This is a genomic window from Haladaptatus litoreus (assembly GCF_900156425.1).
Taxonomy (GTDB): Archaea; Halobacteriota; Halobacteria; order Halobacteriales; family Haladaptataceae; genus Haladaptatus; species Haladaptatus litoreus.
On record NZ_FTNO01000005.1, the window covers coordinates 42,986 to 68,785 of the forward strand.

At 56.8% G+C, this 25,800-nt stretch carries 26 protein-coding genes; 12 read left to right on the forward strand and 14 right to left on the reverse strand.

All coding sequences use genetic code 11. The features are described from left to right. The first annotated feature begins 12 nt into the window (after positions 1–12). Entirely contained in the window at positions 13–1,071 is a 1,059-nt protein-coding gene (locus tag BW974_RS18240) for a TrmB family transcriptional regulator (protein WP_076431677.1), read from the forward strand. 28 nt (positions 1,072–1,099) lie between these two features. Here BW974_RS18240 and BW974_RS18245 read toward each other — a convergent pair whose 3' ends face one another. Continuing rightward, the gene (locus BW974_RS18245; RefSeq protein WP_076431678.1) at positions 1,100–1,471 is read right to left on the reverse strand and encodes a DUF4112 domain-containing protein; all 372 of its coding nucleotides are present in this window, start codon (positions 1,469–1,471) and stop codon (positions 1,100–1,102) included. A gap of 138 nt (positions 1,472–1,609) precedes the next feature. Between BW974_RS18245 and BW974_RS18250 the strand changes: the two genes are divergently transcribed. Next, complete coding sequence (locus BW974_RS18250) at positions 1,610–2,308, forward strand: ferredoxin--NADP reductase (protein ID WP_076431679.1); 699 nt, start codon at positions 1,610–1,612, stop codon at positions 2,306–2,308. Between the two features lie 21 nt (positions 2,309–2,329). Here the strand turns inward: BW974_RS18250 and BW974_RS18255 are convergent, their stop codons facing one another. Next, positions 2,330–2,731, reverse strand: a complete 402-nt coding sequence (locus BW974_RS18255) for a VOC family protein (protein WP_076431680.1) — start codon at positions 2,729–2,731, stop codon at positions 2,330–2,332. Positions 2,732–2,846: 115 nt separating this feature from the next. Between BW974_RS18255 and BW974_RS18260 the strand changes: the two genes are divergently transcribed. The 4 genes from BW974_RS18260 (at position 2,847) to BW974_RS18275 (ending at position 9,517) form a co-directional block, all read left to right on the forward strand. Then, on the forward strand, positions 2,847–3,572 hold the full coding sequence (locus tag BW974_RS18260) for a ThuA domain-containing protein (protein ID WP_076432223.1): 726 nt from the start codon (positions 2,847–2,849) through the stop codon (positions 3,570–3,572). Positions 3,573–3,784: 212 nt separating this feature from the next. After that, positions 3,785–5,506: a hybrid sensor histidine kinase/response regulator gene (locus tag BW974_RS18265; protein WP_076431681.1), complete on the forward strand. Its 1,722-nt coding sequence runs from the start codon at positions 3,785–3,787 to the stop codon at positions 5,504–5,506. A 146-nt stretch (positions 5,507–5,652) separates the two neighbouring features. Beyond that, positions 5,653–6,462 (forward strand): DUF8054 domain-containing protein, encoded by an 810-nt coding sequence (locus BW974_RS18270; RefSeq protein ID WP_139328934.1) that lies wholly within the window; start codon positions 5,653–5,655, stop codon positions 6,460–6,462. 1,813 nt (positions 6,463–8,275) lie between these two features. Beyond that, positions 8,276–9,517 carry an orc1/cdc6 family replication initiation protein gene (locus BW974_RS18275; RefSeq protein WP_076431683.1) on the forward strand — a complete coding sequence of 414 codons (1,242 nt, stop codon included), beginning with the start codon at positions 8,276–8,278 and terminating at the stop codon, positions 9,515–9,517. Between the two features lie 262 nt (positions 9,518–9,779). On the opposite strand, the gene BW974_RS18280 is transcribed toward BW974_RS18275, so the two are convergent. The 8 genes from BW974_RS18280 to BW974_RS18315 all read right to left on the reverse strand — a co-directional run bounded on the left by BW974_RS18280 (position 9,780) and on the right by BW974_RS18315 (position 17,851). Next, complete coding sequence (locus BW974_RS18280; protein WP_084186379.1) at positions 9,780–10,772, reverse strand: S1C family serine protease; 993 nt, start codon at positions 10,770–10,772, stop codon at positions 9,780–9,782. 154 nt (positions 10,773–10,926) lie between these two features. Further along, positions 10,927–11,289 carry a DUF6176 family protein gene (locus BW974_RS18285; RefSeq protein WP_076431685.1) on the reverse strand — a complete coding sequence of 121 codons (363 nt, stop codon included), beginning with the start codon at positions 11,287–11,289 and terminating at the stop codon, positions 10,927–10,929. 58 nt (positions 11,290–11,347) lie between these two features. Beyond that, positions 11,348–13,417, reverse strand: coding sequence for a molybdopterin oxidoreductase family protein (locus BW974_RS18290; RefSeq protein ID WP_076431686.1), 2,070 nt, complete (start codon positions 13,415–13,417; stop codon positions 11,348–11,350). Between the two features lie 24 nt (positions 13,418–13,441). Beyond that, positions 13,442–14,047, reverse strand: coding sequence for a nucleoside phosphorylase (locus BW974_RS18295; RefSeq protein ID WP_245800186.1), 606 nt, complete (start codon positions 14,045–14,047; stop codon positions 13,442–13,444). Positions 14,048–14,431: 384 nt separating this feature from the next. Then, complete coding sequence (locus BW974_RS18300; RefSeq protein ID WP_076431687.1) at positions 14,432–14,986, reverse strand: class I SAM-dependent methyltransferase; 555 nt, start codon at positions 14,984–14,986, stop codon at positions 14,432–14,434. A 324-nt stretch (positions 14,987–15,310) separates the two neighbouring features. Continuing rightward, a complete protein-coding gene (locus tag BW974_RS18305) occupies positions 15,311–15,718 on the reverse strand; it encodes a DUF7970 domain-containing protein (RefSeq protein ID WP_076431688.1) in 408 nt (135 codons plus the stop codon). Next, on the reverse strand, positions 15,715–16,548 hold the full coding sequence (locus BW974_RS18310) for a ParA family protein (RefSeq protein ID WP_076431689.1): 834 nt from the start codon (positions 16,546–16,548) through the stop codon (positions 15,715–15,717). Before BW974_RS18310 ends, BW974_RS18305 begins: the two co-directional genes overlap by 4 nt. 334 nt (positions 16,549–16,882) lie before the next feature. Further along, a complete protein-coding gene (locus BW974_RS18315; RefSeq protein WP_076431690.1) occupies positions 16,883–17,851 on the reverse strand; it encodes an ornithine cyclodeaminase family protein in 969 nt (322 codons plus the stop codon). Positions 17,852–18,039: 188 nt separating this feature from the next. Here BW974_RS18315 and BW974_RS18320 point away from each other — a divergent pair, with 188 nt between their 5' ends. Next, positions 18,040–20,100, forward strand: coding sequence for an alpha/beta hydrolase family protein (locus BW974_RS18320; protein WP_076431691.1), 2,061 nt, complete (start codon positions 18,040–18,042; stop codon positions 20,098–20,100). A gap of 124 nt (positions 20,101–20,224) precedes the next feature. Further along, positions 20,225–20,641 carry an SPW repeat domain-containing protein gene (locus tag BW974_RS18325; RefSeq protein ID WP_049972132.1) on the forward strand — a complete coding sequence of 139 codons (417 nt, stop codon included), beginning with the start codon at positions 20,225–20,227 and terminating at the stop codon, positions 20,639–20,641. Positions 20,642–20,651: 10 nt separating this feature from the next. Here the strand turns inward: BW974_RS18325 and BW974_RS18330 are convergent, their stop codons facing one another. The 3 genes from BW974_RS18330 to BW974_RS18340 form a co-directional block, all read right to left on the reverse strand. Next, positions 20,652–20,888, reverse strand: a complete 237-nt coding sequence (locus BW974_RS18330; protein ID WP_245800187.1) for a hypothetical protein — start codon at positions 20,886–20,888, stop codon at positions 20,652–20,654. Between the two features lie 59 nt (positions 20,889–20,947). Then, on the reverse strand, positions 20,948–21,274 hold the full coding sequence (locus BW974_RS18335; protein ID WP_076431692.1) for a HalOD1 output domain-containing protein: 327 nt from the start codon (positions 21,272–21,274) through the stop codon (positions 20,948–20,950). A gap of 140 nt (positions 21,275–21,414) precedes the next feature. After that, positions 21,415–22,764: a PGF-CTERM sorting domain-containing protein gene (locus BW974_RS18340; protein ID WP_076431693.1), complete on the reverse strand. Its 1,350-nt coding sequence runs from the start codon at positions 22,762–22,764 to the stop codon at positions 21,415–21,417. A gap of 198 nt (positions 22,765–22,962) precedes the next feature. Between BW974_RS18340 and BW974_RS18345 the strand changes: the two genes are divergently transcribed. From BW974_RS18345 to BW974_RS18355, 4 genes are all read left to right on the forward strand, one after another. Continuing rightward, on the forward strand, positions 22,963–23,376 hold the full coding sequence (locus BW974_RS18345) for an EamA family transporter (protein WP_076431694.1): 414 nt from the start codon (positions 22,963–22,965) through the stop codon (positions 23,374–23,376). A 255-nt stretch (positions 23,377–23,631) separates the two neighbouring features. Further along, complete coding sequence (locus BW974_RS18350) at positions 23,632–24,510, forward strand: DUF7551 domain-containing protein (RefSeq protein WP_076431695.1); 879 nt, start codon at positions 23,632–23,634, stop codon at positions 24,508–24,510. A gap of 90 nt (positions 24,511–24,600) precedes the next feature. Then, a complete protein-coding gene (locus BW974_RS25830) occupies positions 24,601–24,768 on the forward strand; it encodes a hypothetical protein (protein WP_175609740.1) in 168 nt (55 codons plus the stop codon). A gap of 83 nt (positions 24,769–24,851) precedes the next feature. Beyond that, positions 24,852–25,145, forward strand: a complete 294-nt coding sequence (locus BW974_RS18355; RefSeq protein ID WP_076431696.1) for an amphi-Trp domain-containing protein — start codon at positions 24,852–24,854, stop codon at positions 25,143–25,145. Positions 25,146–25,148: 3 nt separating this feature from the next. Here BW974_RS18355 and dpsA read toward each other — a convergent pair whose 3' ends face one another. Then, positions 25,149–25,694 carry a DNA starvation/stationary phase protection protein DpsA gene (gene dpsA, locus BW974_RS18360; protein WP_076431697.1) on the reverse strand — a complete coding sequence of 182 codons (546 nt, stop codon included), beginning with the start codon at positions 25,692–25,694 and terminating at the stop codon, positions 25,149–25,151. Positions 25,695–25,800 lie beyond the last annotated feature (106 nt).

Here is a 25,800-nt window from a genome sequence, read left to right on the forward strand (position 1 = left end):
ACCGGACAACGAATGGACGACCGCACGCTCTCCGACCTGCTTCGGCAGTTCGGTCTTTCGGAGAAGGAAGTCGATACGTATCTCGCGATTTTGGAACAAGGCGAGGCGAAAGCCAGCACCATCGCCGACGATGCTGGCGTCTCGAAACGCTACGTCTACAGCACCAGCGAAAAGTTGGCCGAGCGGGGTTTCGTGGAAGTCAACGACCACGTGGTGCCCACGATGATTCGCGCGAACCCGCCGGAACAGGTCATCGGGACGCTGTCCGACCGAGTGGAGACGATGCGCCCGGCGTTAGACGCGCGGTTTTCGGCGACGACCAGCGACCCCGACCAGTTCGAGGTCATCAAATCCCGGGTTACCGTCATCAAGCGAATCGAAGACAGACTGGCGGAAGCGAACGAGGAAATCACGCTCTCGATTCCTTACGAACACCTCCCAGAGGTGGCGAACGAACTCGGTGCGGCGGTCGAACGCGGCGTCCTCGTCTTGCTCGTCGTCAGTGGCATCCACCACGAAGACATCGACGCATCGGAGTTCGAAGGACTCGCCAGCGCCGCGCGTGCGTGGCGCGAACCGATGCCCACGACGCTGACAGTCGACCAGCGGTTCGGCCTCGTCGCACCGACCGAGATGATAGTTCGCTCGAACAGCGACAAACAGGCGATTACGTTCGCACAGGAACAGCTCGTTCCCGTCCTCGTCGGGTCGTTTCTCGGGAACTACTGGCCGATGGCGAACGAGGTGTACGCAACCGCTCCGGCGAAGCTTCCGCGGACGTTCCACGACTTTCGCCATGCAGTTTTGCACGCGACACTTCACCGCCGAGGAAATCACCCGGTTCTCGCGCGTGTTCGCGCACGGCCAGTCGGCGAGAAAAACGGCCCGGTGACCGTCGAGGGAAAAATCGTCGATGTTCGGCAGGGGCTCGTCGAACCGGCGTCGAACGCCTTTCCGGTCGAAACCGCGCTCGTCCTCGAAACCGAAGAAGGAGAGGTGAGCATCGGCGGTTCCGGGTCGTTCATCGAGGATTTCGAGGCGAAAGACGTAACGCTCGAACTCGAAGAGTAGTCCGAGTCGGCGCGTTCGAACCGGAAGGTTAGACGTTTCCGACGTGTTTTTCGAGCAGTTTTCGATTTCGCACGTTCGCCTTCCATCCGGCGTCAAACAACGACCCGAGGAGTGGCACAGACCCGCCGAAGGTGTCGATGAGGATGTTCATCAGCATCCGGGCGAGTGTGTGCCGAGGGACGCCCATCAGATAGCCCTCGAAGACGATGTAGAGGGAAATCAGGGCGGACGCCACGTCGCCGCCGACCGGCAAAATGCCCATCACGGGGTCGAGTCCGAATCGGAAGTTCGTGCCGGGGACGCGAAACGCTTCGTCCAACAGATTGCTTAGCTTTCGCACTCGTCGGATTGAACCGCGTTTGTTTCGAGGAACGTTGGAGAGGTCTGCATACTCAGTCATAGAGTAAATAAGTCATCCGAACCGGTTATGCACTCTGCTTGCGTATTCGGCGAAACTCAACTCGGCGAGTGGAGGCGGACAACTCGTGCGGACGTGTTGGCCAATTCATTTACACGAGTCACCGACGAGAGACTGGTCATGCGCGAAGTCGAAATCACGTCGATTCATCAAATGACGCCGCAGGTAAAGCAGTTCGAACTCGTCGCCGACGACGAGTTCGATTTCCGACCCGGCCAGCACACCCACCTCCATTTCGAAGAGGACGACGACGAAGTGGTTCGGCCCTACACCGCGGTGACGCGACCCGGAACGGATAGCATCACGCTGGCGATAAAGCAGTACGACGACGGAACCGCGTCGGTGTACATGCACGAGCGAGAACCCGGAGACACCATTCAAATCGAGGATTTGGACGGAAACCTCTACCTTCGGAATACGGATTCCGACGTGGCGTTCGTCTCGACCGGCACCGGAATCACGCCGATGATGGCGATGTTGAAACAGTATCTCCGCGAAGGTGACGGAGAAGCGACGTTCCTCTACGGCGAGAAAGCGCAAGAAAACGTTATGTTTCGGGAAACACTCGACCAACTCGAATCGGCGCACGAGAATCTGACTGTGGTCTACTCGCTTTCTGAAGAAGACTGGGACGGGAAAACTGGGCACGTTCAAGAGCACATCGAGGAAGTCGTTTCGTCGCCCGAGGAAACCGATTTTTACGTCTGCGGCGTTCCGGGGATGGTCGTGGATACGAAGGAGAAACTCGCGGACATCGGCGTTTCCGACGAACGCGTTTACAGCGAAGGGTGGGAAGATGACGAGGTGTCGGAAGAGTAGGAGCGTTGTATCGACGGGAGTTTAAAACTCCCAGTACGGATTCCACGCGACTTCCCAGAGGTGGCCGTCCGGGTCAGCAAAGTAACCGGAGTAGCCGCCCCAATCCGCCTCTTGCGCCGGTTTTACGAGTTCGCCACCCGCGGAAACCGCCTCGCCGAGCACGTCGTCAACCGCGTCTTTGGATTCGACGTTGTGCGCGAGTGTGATTCCGTCGAACTCGCCGACACCGTGGGAAACTGTCGCATCCTCGGCGAGCAGTTCGCGCGGGTAGAGCGAGAGCTTCATACCCGACATCTCGAAGAAGGCGATTGAAGCGTCCGGTTCGCGGTCGTCCATCGGAAGCGAGAGGCCGTCTCGATAGAACTGGATGGATTCGTCGAGGTCGGAGACGCCGAGCGTGACGATGCTAATTCGTGGTTCCATGAATGGAGTTCGCAGGGAAGGAGAATAAACGGCAGTGGTGGCACTACTGCCGAATCACGTTCCAAAATACCGAGATTCCGAAACAGTGAATCGGCTCTCGGGAGAGGTGTATCCCATGAGCAAACCACGCGTCACGGTGTGGAACGAATTTCGACACGAGCGAGAGGGCGGAGCGGCAGAAGAGTGTTATCCGGAGGGAATCCACGCAGTTCTCGCGGAACTGTTCGAATCGCGCGGCTTCGACGTGGAAACCGCCACGCTGGACGAACCGGAGCACGGCCTCACCGAGGCCGTGCTCGATGACACGGACGTACTGACGTGGTGGGGGCACGCCGCCCACGAAGAGGTGGCGGACGAGGTCGTAAACCGAGTCCAAACGCGCGTTCTCGACGGGATGGGCCTCATCGTCCTCCATTCGGGCCATTTCTCGAAAATCTTCAAACGACTCATGGGAACGACCTGCGACCTGAAATGGCGAAACGAGGGCGAGCGGGAACGACTCTGGACGGTGGAACCGAACCATCCGATTGCACGGGGAGTCGGCGAGCAAGTCGTCGTTCCGGAGGCGGAGATGTACGGCGAACGGTTCGACGTTCCCGCGCCGGACGAACTCGTCTTCACGAGTTGGTTCGAAGGCGGCGAAGTGTTCCGAAGCGGTTGTTGTTACCGTCGCGGGTCGGGTCGAATTTTCTACTTTCGACCGGGTCACGAAACGTATCCCATCTATCGGCAGACGGAGATACGACAGATTCTCGAAAACGCCGTCGAATGGGCTGCCCCAGAGAACGCGGACGCCCCGTCGTTTGGCGAAGTTCCGGTCGGGCCGGAACGTCGCGACTGACGAGGGAGGAGAAGAGAGGAGAAAGAAAAACGAGAGAGACGATAAATGACAAATTTTGTTGAACTGTGAAAAGAGACGATGAAAGTTTGTAAAGAGACATCTTAGTGTATTTCAATTGATATTGTTGGTAACAGCCAGATGATATTAGCGAGTAAAAAGAGAGGAGCAGGACAAAGTTATTTATTGGTCACATACAAGACCAGTAGTGTAGAATGGAACGTCGCCCGATTCGGGTGCTTCACGTCGAGGACAACGAGTTCTTCGCAACGGTTGCGTCGGACATCCTCCAGCAGGAACTCGACGACGTAGAAGTTCACACCGAAAACGCCCCATGCGACGCCCTCAGTCGGCTGAAAGAGGAGCAGTTCGATTGCGTCGTTAGTGACTACGAGATGCCGGGGATGAACGGGCTTGAACTGCTGGATGCCGTCAGGGAGATACGTTCGGAACTACCGTTTATTCTCATGACCGGCGGTGGAAGCGAAAACACCGCCAGTAGAGCCATCTCGGCCGGGGTCACCGACTACCTGCAAAAAGGCGACGGACGGCGGCAGTTCGTCGCGCTCGCCAATCGAATCGAAAACGCGGTCGCCCACCGCCGCGCGGAGAAAGCAGTTCGGCGACAGATAACCATCAACGACCTTATTTGGGACGTGAGCCAATCGCTCCTCGAAGCGTCCACGCGAGAGGATATCGAACAATCCGTCTGCGAACGCCTCGCCGACTCCGAGTCCTATCTGTTCGCGTGGGTAGGGAAAGTAGAAGACGGATGTATCACACCACGGTTTTCCGCCGGAACCGAAGCAGGCTATCTCGACGCAGTGTTCCGCACCGACGCGGAAGAAAACGAGTCGAAGCCAGTTTCCCGCGCACTGGAAACCGGTGATCCGATTTCCCGCGCATTAGAAACCGGTGAAATACAGACTGCACAGGATATTGCGGGTGATGGCTTTTCAAAAGTGGATATTCCCGGTGGAACCGACACAGATTGCACAAAAGAGAGACAAGAGATAGTTCGCACAGGAGAGCCAGAGACATCCGACTCCTCGCTAGAACACTGGCGCGAAAAGGCGCTCGAACGCGGGTATCACTCCAAGGCAGCCATACCGCTCCGGTACGAAAATTCCCTTTACGGCGTTCTGAACGTCTATGCCGACCATCCACATGCGTTTGACGAAACGGAACGACAGGTGCTTTCGAAGTTCGGAAACAGTATGGCCTACGCGATAAATTCGGTTCGAACGCGACAGGAATTGGTGCGACGAGAACAGCGATTGCAGGTGTTCAACCGTATTCTCCGGCACAATCTCCGGAACGACCTGAACGTCGTACTCGGGCACGCGGACAACATCAAGGAAGCCGTTCCGGGGGCGGCGAAGAGCGCAGAAATCATAAAGCGAAAAGCGACCGAGTTAATCAACATCAGCGAGAAGGCCCGCGAGGTTGGGAAAACACTCGACAGAAGCGGTCAAACGGGAACGGCCGTAGAAATCACCAGCATCATCGAACGCGCCTGTTCCGACCTTCAGGAGTCGTATCCAAACGTCGTTCTTTCCACCGAACTACCCAACACCGCGTGGGTCTACGGAGACAAAACGCTAAATACAGTCGTCAACGAAGTCGTAGAGAACGCAATCGAACACAACGACCGGGACGACCCAGTCGTAACGCTTTCGGTGACAGCCGTGGATTCGGAGAGAGAAAACTGGACGGAGATAATCATCTCGGACAACGGGCCGGGAATCCCGAAAGAAGAACAGTTGGTTCTCATCGAAGGACGGGAAACCGCGCTCCAACACGGGAGCGGACTCGGCCTGTGGCTGACGAACTGGGTCGTCGGCAAGTTCGACGGTGAACTCACGTTCGGCACCAACGAACCACGTGGAAGTGTCGTAACGATTCGGCTCCGACGAGCCGAATCGCCGAGCAGGTAGAATCTCCGGCTGTAATTGAGTGCTGTTTCCCGTTGTCTGAACGTTTCTACCTGCAGTGCTGTTTCCCGTCGTCTGACCGTTTTTATCTGCTATCGAACTAGTTCAACAATAAGTATATAATGATGAAGCAAAATAGTAGGAACGAAATGAGTACACAACTACCGGGATTCATCGACCGGTTCAGACAACCGGAATACGTGGGAGAAAATCGTTGCACTCCCTGCACGATTGTGAACGTGACAATCGCCGTGGTCGTCAGCACAGCGCTGACGTTTGCGGCGATGCCAATCGGTATCGCCTTTTTTATGTTCAGTATGGCGGCCATCTACCTCCGGGGCTATCTCGTTCCCGGAACGCCGACGCTGACGAAGACGTATTTCCCCGATTGGTTGCTCCGAATGTTCGACAAAAGCGAGATGGGGACGCCGACGCAGACGCCGAAAGAAACCGACCGTGAACCGGAAGAGGTGCTCACGGAAGCGAACGTCATCGAACCCTGTGAAGAAATCGACGACCTCTGTCTCGATGACGAATTCCAGACGGCGTGGCAGGAGAACATGGAGCGCGTCCTCGAAGAGGGTGCGGAAAAAAGCGACCTGAGTCGTATCCTCGATGCCAACGAAGAGGAGTTGGAGTTCGAGGAGCACGAGAGCGCCTTCCTCGCTCGAATCGACGGCCGCCGCCTCGGACAGTGGGAGTCCCACGCCGCACTAGTCGCCGACCTCGCCGCAGCGCGTGAACTGTCCGACCGCTACGGCGACTGGGACGAACTCTCCGTTGACAACCAGAGCCGAATCCTGAGCGGCCTCCGAATCTTCCTCGAAACGTGCCCGGAATGTGGCGAGATGATTACTGCAGAACAGGAAACCGTCGAGTCCTGCTGTCGTTCGATGAAAGTCGTGGCGGCGACTTGCGAGGGCTGTGACGCCCGCATTCTGGAAGTCGAGCAGAACTAATTTAAGACGAATACACCGTTATTTCCGCTGTTTTTACCACGCACACCATTATTTTCACTGCCTACCTTCGCCGTCTTCGACATGCTGTTACATTTACTCTGTTTATGTAGTGTGAATCTGCAACAGAAATATACCGAATAGCCGTAGATAGCGTATTGTCATCAGATAAATCACCATTACACAAACACCACTGTTTCCGCTGTTTTTCGGTTCGATTGTAGCGGAGCTATTCGCGATAGTCCGTGTTGGAGACACCCGGAAAGAGCATTTCTAACATTCGTGAGAGTTCACAATGGTATCCGGTGCTACAGGCTAGAAGTTCGTCGGAATCGGAACGTTTCGCTCCTTCGCTCGGTTCCGGACGTTCAAGACGAAGCCGCGATATGAGTAGATCGATGGGAGCACAGCCGCTACCAGAAGAGTAGCGTAATAGTAGTTCTTTCATCGACGTAGGTGGGCGACCATGTCGCCCACCGTCGGACAGTTCGTCAGGCCAAACCCTCCCACCCCACGATTTCCGCTGTTTTTCGGATAGCGTCGTTTCGTCTCAACACCATGATTTCCGCTGTTCAGTCGGGTGAGGGTACTGTATAGACAGTCAACGGAGCGATTGAACCGGTCGAGCAAAAGAGCGATTTCAGCGGTTCGAAGGTTCTCGGAGAACCAGATTTCGAGAGTCGCGGTCTTCTACAATTCACGGTTCTAAAACAACTACAGTTATAGAGCATCTGTATCTTTGGGAGCATCGATTTCTGCAACCAGACAAGAGTCAATCTTATACAGTATCGGATATAGGTCGAATGCAGGATTGCGGCAGGTCACAAAGCTGTGTAGTAAATGTTGTATGTTAACAACCAACAATAACACCCACCCCATGATTTCCGCTGTTTTGGGAAGAAGGTGGGTAGGGGGTGAGAGCGGAGGTGGGAATGGGGGAACTGTTGAACACGGAGGAAAATTGTCGATATTTGTTGCGAAACCCGATTTGATAGATGCAACCCACGGTTATTTGCACGACAATGAACCAATAGTCGGTGATAACGGTGATAAATTCATATTCTCCCATTTATATTGTTGGAGACGAGAAAAAGGTGAATCTCGAAAACTATAGTCTGATCTCTAGAGTATATATTTATTGAAGCAATTTTAATTAGTTCTGAATTTACCCACTACGGATATGGTTATATATCTATTTGTATAAACCTGTCGTTCTAGTAAATCCCTTTTCACCACCCCACCCACTCCCACCCAACTAGACACAGGAAATAGTGGGGTGGGTGTGTCTTTATAAACAAAACTGTTCCTTCACGACAACTCCATATCTCGAATTCTCCGTCTTCTACCGCGAAAGCGTCCCTACTCTCACTTCCCGACAAAGACATCCACCCGGCACCCCCACTGTTTCCGTTGTTCTACGCGTTTCGCCCTTGGATGCGTGGATGGGCAGGGACGCGGAACTAACGTGGAAAGAACGAAAGTGATCGAAGAGAGAGAAAGGTAACATAAGCAAGAGGAGAGAAGTACAGAAGCGAGAGGAAAGAAAGGAAGACAACGTGCATTTATCAGTGTAAACGATTTGATGAATCCTCGAATCGTTGCGCCATGAATCGGTTATATCGGTTATAAAATCGCAAGCGCTCAGTCGCAGTCGTACTGGTCGGTCAGTCGTGCTAGTCGGTGGCAGTCGAACGAAGAGGACGAAAACACCGGAAACATCACTCTCCTCCGAAACCAGTGATTATTTATACCTGGATAAACAGAAGAAACAACGGACGCCCCACTTTTATATGCTCTTCCGTGAAACAATCTTGCAATGTCATCGTTTAGTTTCGACCGGGATAACTCTCTCTACAAAAACCGGGACGCATTACTGGAGGAGTACACGCCCAACAATCTTGTCGGGCGGGACGACGAACTCGAAGAGTATCACGCCGCCCTGCAACCGATTATCAACGGAGAAGCGCCGTCGAATATCTTTCTCTACGGAAAAAGCGGGGTCGGGAAAACCGCTGCGACGCGATTCCTTCTGAACCAACTCCAGGAGGACGCCGCCAGATACGACGACATTTCGCTTTCTGTCATCGAAATCAACTGCGACGGACTCAATTCGAGCTATCAAGTTGCGGTTCGGCTCGTGAATACGCTCCGCGACCCCGCCGACCAAATCAGCAACACGGGCTATCCGCAGGCACAAGTGTACAGCTTTCTCTGGGATGAACTCGACAAACTCGGTGGAACCATCATCATCGTGTTAGACGAGGTTGACCACATCAACGACAACTCCATCCTCTATCAGATTCCACGCGCCCGGAGTAACGGCTACCTCGAACACGCCAAAATCGGCCTCATCGGCATCAGCAACGACCTCTCGTTCCGCGACTCTCTTTCGGCGAAAGTTCGCTCTTCGCTCTGTGAAAAGGAAGTTTCGTTTCCGCCGTACAACGCAAGCGAACTACAGAAAGTGCTTCACCAGCGCGACCAAGTCGCGTTCCACGACAACGCCCTCGCGGACGACGTTATTCCACTTTGTGCGGCCTACGGTGCACAAGACGCCGGTGACGCTCGGCAGGCACTCGACTTGCTTCTCGAAGCAGGCGACCTCGCTCGAAAAGACGCGGCGGAACAGGTCGTGGATAAACACGTTCAGGAGGCACGGCGGAAACTCGAACGCGACCGAATCATGGAGGGTGTCGCCGACCTCACCCAGCACGCGCGACTCATTCTGTACGCACTCACGTCCATCGAAGCCGAGGGAAACACCCCTGCTCGCTCGCGGGATATTCGTCCGCGATACGAACAACTGTGTAGTCACATCGGAACCGAGGCATTGACGAGCAGACGAATGCGTGACCACCTTGCAGACCTCGCAATGCTCGGCGTCATCTCTTCGACCGAAAAAAACGAAGGAATGTCCGGTGGCAAATACCGCGAGCACGCGCTGAAACAAGACCTCCAACTCGTGGTTAGTGCATTGGAAGAAACCATCGAACTCGCCGGAGTGCACGAGAGTATTCGTCCGTACTATCAGTCACTTCTCGACGACCGAGAAACCTGAACGTCTCCGTTCACCGGCGGGCACGCGTTCTTCGAACTGCACTGGCTATACTCCACACTGCACCCACTCTATCTTAACTGCACCCGCTCTACCCCACTATTTCCGCTGTTTCCGCGACAACTGCCACTCGAATTAACCCCACTATTTCCGCTGTTCCTTTCTTTTCATCCTTTCCTCATCCTTTCCTCATCCTTCCCTCATTTTTTCTTATCTTTTCCCCATATCCTACTCTGTTTCACAGCGATTCCATCTCACGGTGATTTCATTTCACAGAGATTCCGATACGTTCTCGACTGGAGCGTCTGGGGCGTTCACCGAGCGTAACCCATTCATTCATTTGTTTTCCATCTCGAATCAACGCCACTTCGACTCGTTCTCCGGGCCGAGTTTCGGTGATGAGATACCGCATCAGCTCTTCGTGCGAGCGAATCGACCGTCCATCGACGCCGACGATAACGTCTCCACCGACGGGAATTTCACGCCCGCGCAGTTCGCGAACCGTTTCGCAGCCGATGAACGCGCCGCTCGCGGGACCGAGACGCACGTCCACGACGAGGACGCCGTTGGGTTCGGCGAGTCCGTTCGCTTCGGCGACGAGCGGTGAAACGTCGATGGTCGATATTTTGAGGTACGGGTGGCGGTAGTGACCGTCCTCGACGAGGTCGGGGACGACCCGCGCGACGATGGCTGCGGAGATGGCGAAACCGATGCCGTCTCCCTGTCTCGCTCGATTGACTCCGACCACTTCGCCATCGAGCGTCACCAGCGGGCCGCCGCTGTTGCCGGGATTGATGGCGGCGTCGGTCTGCACCGTGTCGGGGATGGCAAACCCGTTCCCGGTCGGAAGTGAGCGGTTCGTCCCGCTGACGATGCCCGCAGTGATGGTTCCATCCAACCCCATCGGATTGCCGAGTGCGGCGACCCGTTGGCCCGGTTTTGGCTCGCCAGTCGCAATCGAAAGCGGGTGTGCGTAGTCCGGCAAATCCGCCACCTGCACGACTGCGAGGTCGGTGTTGATATCCCGTCCGACGACGTTTCCGGTACGCCAATCGCCATCGCTGAACCGGAGTTCTACCTCGCTTGCTTCCCCGACGACGTGCTGGTTGGTGACGACGTGCCCGTCGTGGTCGTACACGAATCCCGACCCTGCACCGGTTCGTATTCCTTCTGCCACGTTTTGCGGCGTGACGTAAATCGAGACGACCGACGGAATCGTTTCCTCGTACAACTGTTCGTATGTGTTCTGTTCGTTCATACTCCGTTCCGGCGGGTGATACAAGTCCTATTCGCCGGGTTCACCTAGCGTTAGGGGTGACCACGGTTAAGTGTGTCACCTGTTTACATTCGTCACTATTTTCGAGTAACAAGACTCGTACTGATTCGCTCCTCGCCGAGAGCACGAACCGCCACTATCGGTTTGGATTTACCAAGTGCTGGAGGAGTTCGAAATCATCTTCGCCCCACTCCGCTGGATTTTCGAGCACTTCCGCCAGCACCGATTTTCCATCCTCGATTTCGCCCTCGATACCCGTTTCCGCCGGTTCTTCCCACATTTCGCCGACGCGGGCCGCATCCTCGGCCTCGAAATACCACACGAGATATTCGTCGTCGCTTCCTTGCTCGATGAAGACTGATTCGGTGTACACCCCTTCTGTTTCCAATATTTCGCTCACGTCCGAATCAACGCGATTCATCAACTCTGCGATTAATTCCTTACAGCGCTCCGTCTTTCCCGGTTCGATTTTTTGTTTCAGGAGGAATACGTCGGTCATACCCAGATAGATAACTGCAAAATATGTATTTTTTGTGTCTTGATTTTGCCTCATTACTTCACTCCAGTCGCCTCACGTAAACCGGCACGTGCTTGTACGTCGGAATCTTCGATTCCGGGTCGAGTTCGTCGCCGGTCAGTCGGTTGACCAGCCGCTCGGCGAAGTGGAACGTGAGGAAGACGACGCCGGGACGAATCGACGGTGTAACCGCCACGGAAGCCTCAACTCTCCCATTTTCGTTCTCTACGACGACGCGATTCCCGTCTTCGATACCTCTCTCTGCGGCGTCGTTCGGATGGATTTGCAGGGCGTCGGTGCTTCGGAGATGTGTCAGTACGTCACTCCGCCGGGTCACGACGCCGCTGTTGAAATGCTCGATAACTCGTCCAGTCGTCAAAACGAGCGGTTTGCGTCCGCTGTTTTTCCCATCTTCCCCATTCTCTTCGTCCACCAGTTCGACGTGTTCGACCGGCACGAGCGGTGCGCGGCGCGCACCGCTCGAAAATCGCTCGCGGTGGAGGACGCCAATTCCTCCACTGTCTTCGTCTGCACCCTTCGGAAACGGCCAGCGTTGACTTTTCTCGCCGATTCCTGCATAGCTCATTCCCGCGTACTGCGGCGTCACCCGCGTCAATTCCGCAAAAACCGCCTCTGGTTCGTCGTAGTCGAACGGTTCGTCGGTCAGATTCGCCAGTCGCCCGCTTAACTCGCAGAGGATGTCGAGGTCGGTGCGCGCGTTTCCCGGTGGGTCGCTGGTCGGGCGCATTCGCTGAACCTGCCGGTCGGTGTTCGTGACGGTTCCGGCCTTTTCGGCCCACGAACTCGCTGGTAAAACTACGTCCGCGTGTGCGGTCGTTTCGTTCGGAAAAATCTCCTGCACGACGAGACAGTCGAGCGAATCGAGTTCCCGCGAGATGCGGTTCGCGTTCGGCTCTGTCGCGCCGATATTTTCACCGAAGACGAACGCGCCGCGAATCCCGTCGCCGAACTCGTGGGTCATCTCGACTTCCGTCAGTCCCGGTTTGGCTGGCGGTTCGACGCCCCAAGCGTCCGCGATTTCCGCGCGAGCGTCGCCGTCCGTCACGGGCCGATAGCCGGGTAGCACGTCCGGTAAGGCACCCACGTCGCTCGCCCCCTGCACGTTGTTCTTCCCCCGAAGCGGATTGACGCCGGTTCCGCGCTTTCCCACGTTGCCGGTCACGAGCGCGAGGTTGAGCAGGGCGTGAACGTTCGCGGTTCCGTATCGGTGCTGACTCATTCCCATGCCGGTAAACGCCGCGGAGCGGTCGGCACTGGCGTAGATTCGTGCGACTGTCCGGAGTTCATCCGGGTCTACTCCCGCGACTTCCGCCTGTTCGTGCGGGTCGATTCCCGAAATGAACTCCCGAAACGCAGAAACGTCGGAGACGCGCTCCCGGAGAAATTTCGTATTTTCCAGCCCATCCTCGAAAATCACGGCACACATCGCGTTCAACAGCGGAATGTCGTATCCCGGCTTGACAGGGAGATGATGGTCTGCAAGCTCCGTCGTTCGGTTTTCTCGCGGGTCGATGTGAATCAGCGTGGTTCCCTCGTTCACTGCTGGCGCGAGATACGAACTGAAAATTATCGGATGCTGTTCCGCGGGGTTCGAACCACAGACGAGAAAGCAGTCCGCTTCCGTGAGGTCAGAAAGCGTGTTCGTCATCGCGCCCGCGCCGAACCGCGACTGCATCGCGGCGACGGTGGAGGAGTGACAGAGTCGCGCGCAGTTATCGACGTTGTTCGTCCCGAGAACGCGAGCCAGTTTTTGAAGGATGTAGTTTTCCTCGTTCGTACACCCCGAGGAGGCGAAAAACCCCAGCGCGTCCGGCCCGTGGTCGGCTACGATGCGACCGAACTCGGTTTCGATTCGGGCAAACGCCTCGTCCCACGAAACGCTAATGAGGTCGCCGTCTTCCCGAACCTGCGGTTCGGTCAGTCGGTCGTCGTGTTCTAACACGTCGTAGGCGGCCACCCCTTTCGGACAGAGTTCACCACGACGATTTACGGGTGCTTTCCATCCTCGTCCCTTTCCGGAATCCGCTCGCAAGACGCCACAGCCGACGCCGCAGAACGGACAGATGCTTTTCGCGTTTTCTCCACCCATGTTCTGCGATGCGACGGGTGTCTGCTAAGGTGTATTGGGGGCGTCGCTTTGCTTGCTTTGCTTTCCATCTTCGAGATGGTCGCGCAGCGCCGCAACTGCCGGGTCGAGCATTTTCGGGAGGATGGTTTCGTACTCTACGCCCGAATTCCATTCTTCTTCCGTGATGAGGTCGCCGATGTCGAACACTGCCGCCGCGTCCACGCCGCGATACTCGGCGACCGCGAACAGCGCGGCGGCCTCCATCTCGATGCTGACCACGCCGTCCTCGACGTACTGTTCGATTTCGGCGACGGTTTCGCGGTAGAATGCGCTGGTCGTCCACGTGGTTCCGCGGTGCGTCTCGAAGCCGGAATCGACGTACTCCCGTTCGAGGCGTTCGACGAGTTCGATGGTCGGTTTCGCCTCCTGCTCCGGTGGGAGATAGTGATACGACACGCCCTCGTCACGAATCGCTTCGTCTGCGAGTATCACGTCTGTCGGCCCGATAGAACGCTGGAGTCCCGCGCTTCCGCCGACGATGCAGAGGACTTCGACACCCGCCGCAATCAGATTCTCCGTGATGGTCGCCGTCATAGGTGCGCCGATGCCGAAATCACCGACGATACCGACCATTTCGTCCAGCGGGTACACCTTCTGACTACGGACGAGATGTATCGGGTCACCTGCTCGCTCCGCGATAACATCCTCAAAAAACCTTTCTGAAAGGTGATGATGATGGCTTTTGGAACTTCCGCCTCGACATCGCCATCATGCTCCTCGATTGCCTCTGATGGTGAAAACAGTGCGACCGCATCGTACTTTTCACCGTAGTTCGGAATAGTCATATGATAGTTAGATGGCTGATGTGTCATCTATTCTCCGATTGTGTTAGTAGTAAATTGTCCTCGCTCAAACGATATTGCGAAATACAGTATATATTTCCATAAATTGTCAATTTGGAGAATTCGTCGCTTTCCCGTCGCTCGACTCAATACGTCTATTTTATCGATTATTACTGATTCACGAGTAACCGATTCAAGCGGATGCCACGAGCAGGAACGTTTCCGGTCGCTCGGATTCGTATTCGATTTCGAACCCGACGGTTTCCAGCAGTTCGCACGCCGTTTCGAGGTCGTACCGCTCGTCCACTGGAGGGCCGCTTTCGCCCCGTCCCTCGGCAGTCCAGTCCGCGATGACGAATCGACCGCCCGGCTTGAGACTACGCGCAACCTCCGCGAGTTGCTCGTCGCCAGCGAACTCGTGGAAGGTCATAGTCGAAAATACGGCGTCGAGTTCGCCGTCCGAAAACGGCACGTCGGCGACGTCCGCCGTGACGAGCGAGACGTTTTCGGGGACTCCCTTCGCGCGGTAATGTTCGTGCATCGCGTCCTGCACATCGACGGCGAACAATTCCCCGGCGAATGGGGCAACATCGTCGGTGTAGAATCCGGTTCCGCTTCCGAGGTCTGCGACGGTTTCCGCACCGGCGAGTTTGAGGTTGCCCACCAACTCCTCGCGGGAGACGAACCGATATCGCTCTGCGTCTTCGAGCTTTTCGGCTTTTTCGGGGTCGAACGTATGAAATCCCATCTGGTATCCGCCTCAACGAAGCGGAGGATAAAGAGTGTTTCAGGCGACTCGTTCGACGAGTTTCGTAAGCGTCGATTGTCCTGCTGACAATTGCTTTGTCGCTCATCTGAACGGGTTAGAAATATGTCGAGACCAATATTATTGCACGTTATCCACAACACTCGTTTACAAAACCGTCACAGATCGACTTTCTTCGCAATATTCTCCCAGTTTGATGCTCATATTCATCTCTGAATATCTGAATATCTACCCGTATTTATATCTAACAATCTATCTGGAAAACTCTTTAGAAATATATCTAGATAACCAACGGAAAGAAACGACTTACCGACGCCCGTATCCCCACTCTTCCATCACTCTTTGAACGTCGTCCATGTTCTCCAGTCCGGCACGCATGAGGGCTTCTCGAACGTCCAGCGCCATCACTTTGTCACCATCGAATCGTTGACTCAGCTCCCGTTCGAGGTCGCTAATTTCTCCTGCGGTTGTGTCCTGAACGTACACAGGCATCGCCTCGCGGTCGGCCTTCACGGTTCGCCGCGCGAAGATGAACGGCAGTGTGTCGGCTCCAGCATTGCCGTTGGTTTCGGCGTTTCCACCCGCATTCGAGGATTCCGATTTCGAATCTCCCGTACCCGACTCGGCTACCGTCTTCGATTCCGTCTCGGAATACTCCCCATAATCGTCGCCGTAGTCGTCGTCGGTCGCGCCGTAACGGTCGTCTTTGGTCATGCTTCTACCTCCACATCCACGGTTCCCTGTTCGACGATTCGTGCCAACTGTTCGAAGTTCGCAAGTAGATCTTTTTCGTACTCTCGCAGGTCACGGGTTTCCTCGCTTTCCGCGAACTCGAACAGATTCATCTGCCCTTTCCATGCTTCTTTCAACACGTCCCGTTTTCGCACGCCGAAGGGAGTCACCGGCTTTCCACCTGCTTCCAACTCGTCCCGCGTGTCGCGGTAGATGTTAGAATCGCCGACTTCGTTCGGAACGACGGCGAGAATGCCGAGTTTAAAACTATCGTCGAACTTCTGAAACCCACGTTCCATGCTGTCGAGGGTGTCTTCGAGTCCTTCGATGGAGATGCTCCCTTTCCGCGTAAGCTCGATTGGAATGAGAACGTTCCGCGCTGCGACCAGCGCGTTGTCAACGAGAACGTTCAACGTCGCGGGCGGGTCGATGATAAAGTAGTCGTAGTCGCCCGCGACGGTTTTCAGCGCGGAACGGAGTTGGAATTCCCGAAGCGAGGTGTTTCTGGCGGCCATTTCGCTTTCGATATTTGCCAGTCCCTCGTGCGACGGAACGAGGTCGAAATCTGCAGTTTCGACGATGAGCGAACGAATGTCCTTTTCATCGTCCAGCAGAACGTGACCGAGATGGTCGCGGTCGCCCGTTTTCAGTTCTTGGTAGCCGACGTGGTCGGTCAAACTTCCCAGTTGGGGGTCTAAATCAACCACGAGAACCCGTTCGCCTCGCCGTCCCAACGCGGCGGCCACGTTGGTCGCCATGGTCGTCTTACCGACCCCGCCGGACTCGCTCCACAGTGTGATGGCTCGTTTCATACAGTCGGTCGTTATACGCTTACCACTCATAAATTCTCGTCAGACAAATGAGTCAAACTATACAAATAGGTGTCCAGATAGCTATCTTTGTGGATGTCTTTCTAGATATCTATCCAGATAACCACTGTACGGAAGACGATTTATCTCCTATCTACGGACTCCCTCCGAGAATGGATTTTTAAAAATCTGTATGTCTTCCTGGAGAGCTATTCAGAAATCTCTTCGTCTATCCTCGTCGCCCCTGGCTGATTTCGGCTTCCTGCAATCGTCATCTGCTCATACATCTATACAGCCATCTTGCCAGCTATCCTGCCAGAAATCTCTCGGGAACTCCTTACAGTTCGACTTCCTCGCCGATACCGTTCTCATTCGCACGTTCGTACACGTGCTCGCTCGCGGCGGCGTCCAACACGGCGGTTCCGACGCTTTCGACAACGATGATTTCCGATTCGGATTTTCGTCCTTTGTTTTCGAACACATCGGAAAATAACACGAGGTCGTCTTCCGTACAGTCGGTCGCTCGCAGGTCGCCGATTTCTATCACCTCTTCCGGCACATCCGCGAAGAGTCGGTCGGCGCGGTCTATCGTCGTTCGGTCGAGTTCGCGGGTTTCGGCGGTGTACGCACCGACGGCGACGACGAGCGTCCCATCTTCGAGGACGTTTCCGGAAAAAACCGGTTCGGTGGCGGTCGTCGCGGTGACGACGACGTTCGATTCCGAGACGGCGTCGTCGGCCGATTCGACCACTTCCACTCGGACGCCGAGTTCCGATTCGAGCGTCTCGGCGCAATCGTATTTGGAATCGCTCGGGGAGTACACCCGGATTGTTTCGAGGTCCGTCGCGGCGGCGATACAACGCGCTTGCCACCGTGCTTGTGTTCCCGCACCGATGAGCGCGAGTTCGACTGGGTCGGTCGCGAGTTCCTTCGCGGCGAGGCCGCCGATGCAACTCGTTCTCGCGTTCGTGATTTTCGTCCCGGCGAGGAAGGCCGAGGGGATGCCCGTTTCGGCATCCGTGAGCGCGATTTGTGCGTTGACGGTCGGCAGTCCTCGCTCGGCGTTTTTCTCGTGCACGCCGACCAGTTTCGTGGCGTAGTGGGTCGCACCGTGGATGTACGCGGGCATGACGAGGCCAGTTCCGAGCGGGCCGTCTGCGAGCCCGGTACCGACTGGAAAGTGCGGTCGCTCCGGTCGCTCGACCTCGCCCCGGCCCTGTTTGATGAACGCGTCCCGAACGATTGGAAGCAGCGATTCCACGTCGAGAACTGCCGCCACGTCATTGTCGGACAGGATTCGAACCATACCCCGGGTTCGTTCCGAACCATCTTATTTTACGGCGGTAGAACGAATATTACCGGAGATTCTAACGCGTGATTCGAAGACGGAGAGACGGCTTCCGAGCGAAACGTCGTGAGGTCGCAGTCCGGCGGTTTCGCGTGTAACTTGCTGGCGAACGTACAACTATATGTCTCGCCCGAGATGTGCGACCGATGACTGAAACGTTTGAAACGAGCGATTTCTACGATTTGACGCTCGCCACCGACCTCGCGCTGTCGCCCTCCGGCGACCGACTCGCCTTCGTGGCGAGCGAGTTCGACCGCGACGAAGACGACCGTCGAACCTCCTTATTCGTCGTCTCGACGGACGGAAGCGATTCCCCGTATCGACTCTCCCGTGCGTCCGACGCAGGGTCACCGAAATGGTCGCCCGACGGGTCGAAGCTCGCATTTTTGGCGGCGCGAGACGAGGACGCCGCGCTTTCCGTCCGGAACGATATCGGTGATTCGGACGCGGAGGAAGGAGACGAGTCGGGGGACGAGAACGCCGCAACTGACGACGACGAACCGAAATCGCAGGTGTGGGTGTTCGACCTCGCGCGTGGCGGTGACGCCCGACAGGTGACGACCCGCGACGAGGGCGTCGGCGAGTTCGATTGGGGACCGAAAAGCGAGCGAATCGTCATCTCCGCGCGCGACCCGACCGAGGAACAAGCGGAGTATCTCGCGGAACGCCGGGATGGCGGGCCGGTCGAAATCTCCCGGCTCCAACACCGATTCGACGGAAAAGGCTTCTTAGACGACGTGACGACCTATCTGTTCGTCGTGGACGTAGATACTCGCGAGGAACGCCGACTCGACGATGCCTACGGCGGTGGCGCACACGAAGCGGGGTCGGGATTGCAACCCGCGTGGGGGCCGGAACGAATCGCCTTCCTCTCGAACCGAACCGAGCGACCGGACGACTCCAGTGCGGTAGACGTGTACACCATCGACCCCGACGGAGAAAATCTCCGGAAGGTCACCGACATGGAACTCTACGCGAGCGCACCCCAGTGGAGTCCCGACGGCTCTCAACTCGCCTTCATCGCCAGCGACGCAGTCAACTGGCACATCCCGACGCAGGTGTTCGTCGCAGATACCGAAACCGGTGAGTATCGGTCGATTACCGAGTCGCTCGACCGAACCGTAGCGCACGCGAACCGCGTCCGGTGGCTGGATTCGGACACCCTGCTGGCTCCAATCGGCGACGAGGGAAGTACCCGACTCGTCCGCTGTTTCGTCGACGGAAGCGACCCGGAGTTTACTCTCGAATCGCAGGGCGATTATCAGACGATTCGAACCTTCGACTACGCGGGCGAGACGGTTGCCCTGCTGTCCACCGAACCCGAAACGGTCGGCGACCTGTACGCGATGGACGCGGGCGACCTCGAATTCGGCGAACCCGCACGGTTGACCGCCCTCAACGAGGCGTTCGAGGAGTCTCACGCCATGCCCGGTTGTCGGCGCGTAGTCTACGAAAACGAATCCGGCGACGACATCGAGGGAATCGTCTACTTCCCCGCCGATTTCGACCCGGAGGACTCCGACCCGCACCCTCTCGTCGTCTCCATCCACGGCGGCCCGATTTCCTACGACGCACCCGAGTTCGTCTTCGATTACGCGTACTGGGCCGACAAAGGGTACGTCGTCTTTCGTCCCAACTACCGCGGAAGCAGTTCCTACGGCCGGGAGTTCAGCGAAATCCTCCGCGGCGCGTGGGGGTCGTGCGAAGTCGATGACGTGACGTCCGGCGTCGAACATCTCGTCGAACGAGGGTGGGTCGATGACGACCGCACCTTTGCTACTGGATTCTCCTACGGCGGTATCACGACGGGCTATCTCGTCACGAATACGAACCGATTCGCGGGCGCCGCGGCGGAACACGGCATCTACGATTTACGCTCGTGTTACGGCACCGACGACGCCCACAAATGGTGGGAGAACGATTTCGGCCTGCCGTGGGAGAACCCGGAAACCTACGATTCTGCATCTAGCATCACCGACGTCGGCAACGTCGAGACACCCTTGCTGGTCACGGCAGGTGGCGACGATTGGCGCTGCCCGCCGTCGCAGTCCGAACAGCTCTACATCAGCGTAAAGAAGCAAGGCGTTCCCGCGAAACTCGTCGTCTATCCCGACGAACACCACAACATCGGCGACCCAGACCGCGCGATTCACCGCCTCGAACAGTTGACCGAGTGGTTCGAAACCCACGACCCGGGGCAAGTGTAAGGTTCAAAACAGCCAGTTTTGTGGCTAAAAAGTTACCGTTCGTCACCTGTAATGGCTCATTAGTTTGTGAACGGTCGCTCGCTTTATTCGCTCGCTCAATCTACTTTGACACGGAGGGAAAACCATGAGTGAAACCGAAACAAGGGAGCGAACGACACGCACCACGGACACTGACACGTCGAATCTGAAGTGGCTGAGCGGGTTCGTCTCGCTCGTCGGGGCGTGGATATTCATCTCGTCGTTCATCTATCCGGCGATGTCGATAACGAGCTACTGGAACAACATCATCATCGGGGCCGCGATTTTCCTCGTCGCCGGATACAACTACTATCGCATGACGAAGGGACTCACGGCCAGTATCGGCAGTTCGTCGTTCGTCGCGCTGTTGGGACTGTGGATGATTCTCGTTCCGTTCGTGATGACTGTGGGAGCGGCGTTCTGGAGCGATATCATCTCGGGAGCCATCGTCGCCGTAATCGCTGGCTACAACGCCTACGCGGGCCGAGAAGCGAGGGCTGGCGCGCCTGCCGGAACCGCCTAACTGGAACGAGTTAGGTGCGCTCCAGTTTATCGAGTCGGAAGGTTGCGAGGTGATAGCGCGTGACGAGCACCGCGAACGCGACCATGACGACGGCGAACAGTGCATGGAACGAAACCGTCGTTCCATGGGCGAGGCCGTTCCACAACTGAGCGAGTCCGATTGCCACTGGCCCGAAACTGAACAAGCCGGTCTGAACCGGCAGTTCGCGGCACAGTTCGCGGAAGGAAACGGTTGCTTTGTCGGTCATCAATCGGTCCTTGACGCCATTCACGGGCGCGCCGTCAATACCATTTCGAAACGTCCCCACTATTGGTCGGAATCGTGAGTTTCCGGTACGTAGATATGAATCTCGCCGTCCCCGTGAACGACGACCTCACACCCTCTTGCGGTAAAAACGACTTTTCCATTCTCCCGAGAACCACCGCTGTGTTTCTGGCTGAACAGTGCGTCGAGTGCGTCCGGGTCGACGCTGTCGTAAAGCCACGTTCGTCGGTCGTCGTCCGTTCCGACGATTTCTTCGACGCCGCGAACCACTCTCGTACTCACTCTATCGGTATCACTGGTAATTCGGTAGGTGATACGTTCGTCGGTATCCAATTTTTCGGCTCTCTCTGTCAGTTTTTCTCCTTTCATTGTCTCGTCTCTACTCGGTTAGTTAGCAAGTCAGACTGGTTTCAAGAATAAAAGAATCTCGATTGACGATGAAACAATTCGATGCTTCTCCCGGGGTTTCTGTCCCAAAACCCCGTACGATTCCCATCTCCACATTCGGCCTACTCCCGTCGTCGCCAGAGGAGGACGGACAGAGCAACCGCGGCGATTGCAAGGATACCGGTGAATCCGGGGAGACTCGTCCCAGTTCGTTCGTCTCCCGACTGCGCGGTCGATGCGGAACCGTTCGCTTCGGCGGTTTCACCCGACTCCGAACCGCCGCCACCGTCCGTCGTTCCGCCCGATTCGGAAACCTGTCCACCGGAACCGAGATGAAGCACCCAGCCATCCATTCCCTCGGCCCCGAATCCACCCGTCTGTCCCGCCAAGAGATAGCCACCGCCGTGTGCGTTCACCGCGGGGAACGGCTTGTCCCACTGCGCACTCCCGTAGGCGCTCTCCCACTGAACCGCTCCGTCACCATCGGTCTTTACCACGTATCCGTCCGCACTCCCGATTCCGCCGGTCAGCGTCCCGCCGGTGAACAGGTACCCACCGTCGTCCGTTTGCATCGCTGAATCGAGCCAATCCACGTCATTTCCGCCGTATCGGTTCTCCCACGCCAGTTCGCCGTTCGCGTCGTATTTTAGCACCCACCCATCCCGCGAATCGCCGCTTTCGGATTCGCCGGAGAGGACGATTCCGTCGTCATCGCCCGTCGCGGCCCAAATCGCTTCTCTGTCCGACCCGCCTGCAGTCTTCTGCCAGCGTCGTTCGCCGTCGTTTCCGACGCGCATCGCCCACGCATCTTGACTACCGCCTTCGACTTCGCCCGCGACGAAATAGCCGTTCGACGCCGGAACGACGCCTTTGAATTGTCCGGAGGAATACGAATCCGGCGCAGCGTAGGTTTCCTCCCACGCCCGCTCGCCCGAACCATCGAGTTTCAACAGCCATCCTTTCGTTCCCGAATCGCTCGTCCATCCTGCGAGCACGTATCCGTTTCCGTCCCGTTCGAGTCCGTAAAACGCGCCCGCTCCGGGCGTTCGCTCGTTCCGCGTTTCGCCGTTCGCGCCCAGTTCGACGACCCATCCGGTCGCAGCTCCGCCACTGTCGGTTCGTCCGGCGACCATCGCACTGCCGTCGTCGTTCGTCACGACGGAGTAGAATCGGTCGGTGCCCGGCCCGGATAGCGTCCGCTCCCACTCCTGTTCGCCCTCGCCGTCGATTTTCACGACCCAGCCGTCGATTCCACTGCCGGAGTTTTCGATTTCTCCGACGAGGATGTACCCGCCGTCCTCGGTTCGAGCGACGTCGTTGAAGATGTCGTCGCCGGAACCACCATAGGTTTGATTCCAGCGTTCGGTCGGTTCCGGTTCCGCTTGCAGTTCCGCCGCGCCGCCGGGGAGCGAAATCGCTCCCGCGGCGACGACGACGGAGAGAACGAACACAAGTGTCGCGGTACGTGGCATGCGCAAGTGGTCGGGACTTCCGGCATTTGTTATGACCGCCGTACGCCGAAAGCAGGTCTGTGCTGTCCTTCCACAGCGGTTCTCTGCTCGCTAGTAGCTGTCGTCTATCTGCCAACAGGTGCCTGCTGGCCATCGACAACAACCGCCTGAAACGCCGGAATGGGAACCCATTCCTCCGTGCGGTTCCTGGCCGAGCGTATGGTTCGTACCGCAGTTCTCTTCGCTCTGCTCGGAATGCTCGCGTGGGGCGTGTGGGCCGTGTTCGCCGACTACGCCACGCAGACTCTCGAACCGGAAGTCGCGATGGCGATTTCCTACGCTATCGGCGTCGGCGTCGCAATCCTCTACATCGCCGTCCAGTCCGGCCCGGTGACGCTGACTAACTCGGGGGTCACGTTCGCAATCGCTGGCGGCCTGTTCTCAGGCATCGGGTCGATAAGCTACTACGCCGCGCTTCAGTACGGAAGCACGGCGATTGCGACGACCATCACAGCACTGTATTTCATCGTCGCCGCGGTTCTCGGGGCCGTCTTCCTCGGCGAATCGGTGAGCATGCGGGATATGGCGGGCATCGGCCTCGCAATCGGCGCGGTTGCGCTACTGGCGACGTGAATCGGGGCTATAAACTGTATTCTGCGATACTATTCTGCTGTGTCGGACATTGGCTCGTAGTGGTTGGTGACGTTTTCACGGACTATTTTCGTCGCTCTTGCTCACCATCTCTTATACTTTAGGCCAACCTAAAATCCGAAACGCATTTAACGTTTTAGGCGAGCCTAAAAACATGGTTCGGGAGACGACGAGAGACGAAACTCCGTACACTACACCCCGCCGAGTCGAAATCGGTGAATACGGTGGCTAAAATCCATGGTTGGAAGCACCCTCGGCAAACTCCGCCGACATATCGAAGCCCTCGAAAGCGACGGCGGTCGATACTACCCCGTTTGCGGGCGCACGGGCGACCGACCGGTTCCTACCGTCGGAAAGCGGTTCGAAAGCCGCGAAACCGCGGACAGAGCAGTGCGTGCAACTGAACGGTATCGAAGCGCACTGCGACGATATGACCCGCAACTCCCGTACTACGATTTGATAGTTTGTGAGGAACCGGTCGTAAATACTCCGCAAGAACCGGAATCGAAATCGACCGCACTCAGACGACGACAGTTAATCGAGTTCTGTCACACGGTCGCAGGTGCGGTGTTCGAAACCGTCGCCGAGTCGCCCCACGACGCGGTCGAGCGAGCGGTGATGGACACCTACCTCGATGCCGCGGAATCCATCGAAAGTCCCGACGAACTTTGCCTTCGACTGCTCGAAAGCATGAGCACGGAACTCGAAAACCACCTGACGACGGAAGAACAAGCGGCCATCATTCGAACGGCTGCGGAGCGAATCTCACCGCACTCTCCCTGCGAAGAACCGCTTTCGGAAACGCTTGCCCGACTGCACTCTGCATCGCTCGTGTCGAATTATACGCTTCGGCCGTCTTCGACCGATTCCTGCTCGGAGGGACGAATGTGGAATGTAACGTTGACCGCATACGCACTCGACACGGTCGATGGCCGGATATCCACCCTTCCGCTTATCGTCGAACTTGTCAGTCGGTGTCCCGATTCGACGCTCCAAATTTCGCATGCGGAACGGTTCGAGGCCGATGACTCGCCATTGACGTGGCGTTTTCGCGTGTCGATTGCCTCCGGTGGTACTCCCGCTGGCCTCGTCAGTGTCCCCGAGGTGTCGAACTGATGGTGATGGTGGCCGATTCGGTTCGCATAAACGGAGAGAAAGAAGCGAAAACCCGTACCTTTTTATTTTAGGTCTGCCTAAATCACTTTGATGCCTGCACGAACCGAGTCTCAGTCTGACGGAAGGGAGAATTCCGATGCTCCCTCCCGTCCGGAAATTGCCGCCTGTCGCAGTTGTCCCGAAAAGGTCGTATTCCTCGAATCGGACAACACCGACGGCTGGATTTCGAGCGACCTCACCGTCGATTTGATTCGATAGCTCTTCCCAGCAGTTTCCGGAATTTTCCACCGCCGAGCGCCGCCCGACGAGTTTTCCTTGCGGCGTGGCGTACACTGTTTTCGATGTCGAACGACACCCAAACCAACGACGACCGCACGACGATTCGAACCGGGCGCGACTTCGAACAGGAGTACCGTTTGAGCGCGAGCGAAGTAGGCACGTTCCTCGTCAAACTCGGCGAGCAACTCCGCGACGACGACGAACTGACCATTCTCACCGACGAGTGGGAACTTCCCTTCGCGTTCGGCGACCCCGTCGGACTGGAAATCGACTTCAGCGGCGTCGGCGAACCGGAACTCGAGATAGAAGTAGAGATACCCGGACGTCCCGGCGACGAGGCACCGGACGTTCGGTAGCGCTTATTTAAGCGCAGATTCGAGGACGAGCGTGTCGTCTTCGAGGTAGTGGGCGAAAACGTGGGCGTGTTCTTCGAGGTCTTCTAAGTGTTCGCGAAGCATCTCCGATGTCGCGTAATCGCCGAGGCCTTCAGCGAGTTCGATGTGTTCGCGGTAGCTCTCGATGATGTCGCCGTACATTCCGAGGTCGTGTTCGAACGACGTTCGAATGTCGTACACGTCTTCGTCTTCCGGTTCCACCGTCGCGGCCTCCGAGAGTGCGGTCATGCTCGCGTGGGGAACACCGCCCAGCGTTTGCGCTCGTTCTGCGAGTTCGTCAGCGGCCTCCTCTACGTCCTCGTAGGCTTCCTGCAGGAACAGGTGGATGTCGAGGTGTTCGGCGCCCTCGACGTTCCAGTGGTGCTTGTGAAGTTGGTGGTACAGCACGTAGGCATCCGCGAGGTCGGTGTTGAGCGCATCGATTATCTGCTCCGCCTTCTCCTGGTCGAGGCGTACAGGGTTTTCCTCGACGGTGCCCGCTTCTTGTCGAACGGTTTTCTGGGTACTCATTGCATCTCTAGAATGGTGCTTCATCACCTTATAAGTTCCCAAAACGGAAATAATTTTTCAGCCCACCTAAAAATCAATAGTATTTCTTCGAATTTCAGTTTGGCTC

Bases quoted from the DNA above. Each gene is read 5' to 3' on its own strand.
- BW974_RS18280 (WP_084186379.1), bottom strand. From the start codon at position 10,772: ATGAACGAACAGAACACATACGAACAGTTGTACGAGGAAACGATTCCG.
- BW974_RS18290 (WP_076431686.1), bottom strand. From the start codon at position 13,417: ATGGGTGGAGAAAACGCGAAAAGCATCTGTCCGTTCTGCGGCGTCGGC.
- BW974_RS18305 (WP_076431688.1), bottom strand. From the start codon at position 15,718: ATGACCAAAGACGACCGTTACGGCGCGACCGACGACGACTACGGCGAC.
- BW974_RS18345 (WP_076431694.1), top strand. From the start codon at position 22,963: ATGGTTCGTACCGCAGTTCTCTTCGCTCTGCTCGGAATGCTCGCGTGG.
- dpsA (WP_076431697.1), bottom strand. From the start codon at position 25,694: ATGAGTACCCAGAAAACCGTTCGACAAGAAGCGGGCACCGTCGAGGAA.
- BW974_RS25830 (WP_175609740.1), top strand. From the start codon at position 24,601: ATGCCTGCACGAACCGAGTCTCAGTCTGACGGAAGGGAGAATTCCGAT.
- BW974_RS18245 (WP_076431678.1), bottom strand. From the start codon at position 1,471: ATGACTGAGTATGCAGACCTCTCCAACGTTCCTCGAAACAAACGCGGT.
- BW974_RS18240 (WP_076431677.1), top strand. From the start codon at position 13: ATGGACGACCGCACGCTCTCCGACCTGCTTCGGCAGTTCGGTCTTTCG.
- BW974_RS18340 (WP_076431693.1), bottom strand. From the start codon at position 22,764: ATGCCACGTACCGCGACACTTGTGTTCGTTCTCTCCGTCGTCGTCGCC.
- BW974_RS18250 (WP_076431679.1), top strand. From the start codon at position 1,610: ATGCGCGAAGTCGAAATCACGTCGATTCATCAAATGACGCCGCAGGTA.
- BW974_RS18265 (WP_076431681.1), top strand. From the start codon at position 3,785: ATGGAACGTCGCCCGATTCGGGTGCTTCACGTCGAGGACAACGAGTTC.
- BW974_RS18255 (WP_076431680.1), bottom strand. From the start codon at position 2,731: ATGGAACCACGAATTAGCATCGTCACGCTCGGCGTCTCCGACCTCGAC.
- BW974_RS18275 (WP_076431683.1), top strand. From the start codon at position 8,276: ATGTCATCGTTTAGTTTCGACCGGGATAACTCTCTCTACAAAAACCGG.
- BW974_RS18260 (WP_076432223.1), top strand. From the start codon at position 2,847: ATGAGCAAACCACGCGTCACGGTGTGGAACGAATTTCGACACGAGCGA.
- BW974_RS18285 (WP_076431685.1), bottom strand. From the start codon at position 11,289: ATGACCGACGTATTCCTCCTGAAACAAAAAATCGAACCGGGAAAGACG.
- BW974_RS18330 (WP_245800187.1), bottom strand. From the start codon at position 20,888: ATGACCGACAAAGCAACCGTTTCCTTCCGCGAACTGTGCCGCGAACTG.
- BW974_RS18325 (WP_049972132.1), top strand. From the start codon at position 20,225: ATGAGTGAAACCGAAACAAGGGAGCGAACGACACGCACCACGGACACT.
- BW974_RS18270 (WP_139328934.1), top strand. From the start codon at position 5,653: ATGAGTACACAACTACCGGGATTCATCGACCGGTTCAGACAACCGGAA.
- BW974_RS18355 (WP_076431696.1), top strand. From the start codon at position 24,852: ATGTCGAACGACACCCAAACCAACGACGACCGCACGACGATTCGAACC.
- BW974_RS18350 (WP_076431695.1), top strand. From the start codon at position 23,632: ATGGTTGGAAGCACCCTCGGCAAACTCCGCCGACATATCGAAGCCCTC.
- BW974_RS18315 (WP_076431690.1), bottom strand. From the start codon at position 17,851: ATGGTTCGAATCCTGTCCGACAATGACGTGGCGGCAGTTCTCGACGTG.
- BW974_RS18300 (WP_076431687.1), bottom strand. From the start codon at position 14,986: ATGGGATTTCATACGTTCGACCCCGAAAAAGCCGAAAAGCTCGAAGAC.
- BW974_RS18310 (WP_076431689.1), bottom strand. From the start codon at position 16,548: ATGAAACGAGCCATCACACTGTGGAGCGAGTCCGGCGGGGTCGGTAAG.
- BW974_RS18320 (WP_076431691.1), top strand. From the start codon at position 18,040: ATGACTGAAACGTTTGAAACGAGCGATTTCTACGATTTGACGCTCGCC.
- BW974_RS18335 (WP_076431692.1), bottom strand. From the start codon at position 21,274: ATGAAAGGAGAAAAACTGACAGAGAGAGCCGAAAAATTGGATACCGAC.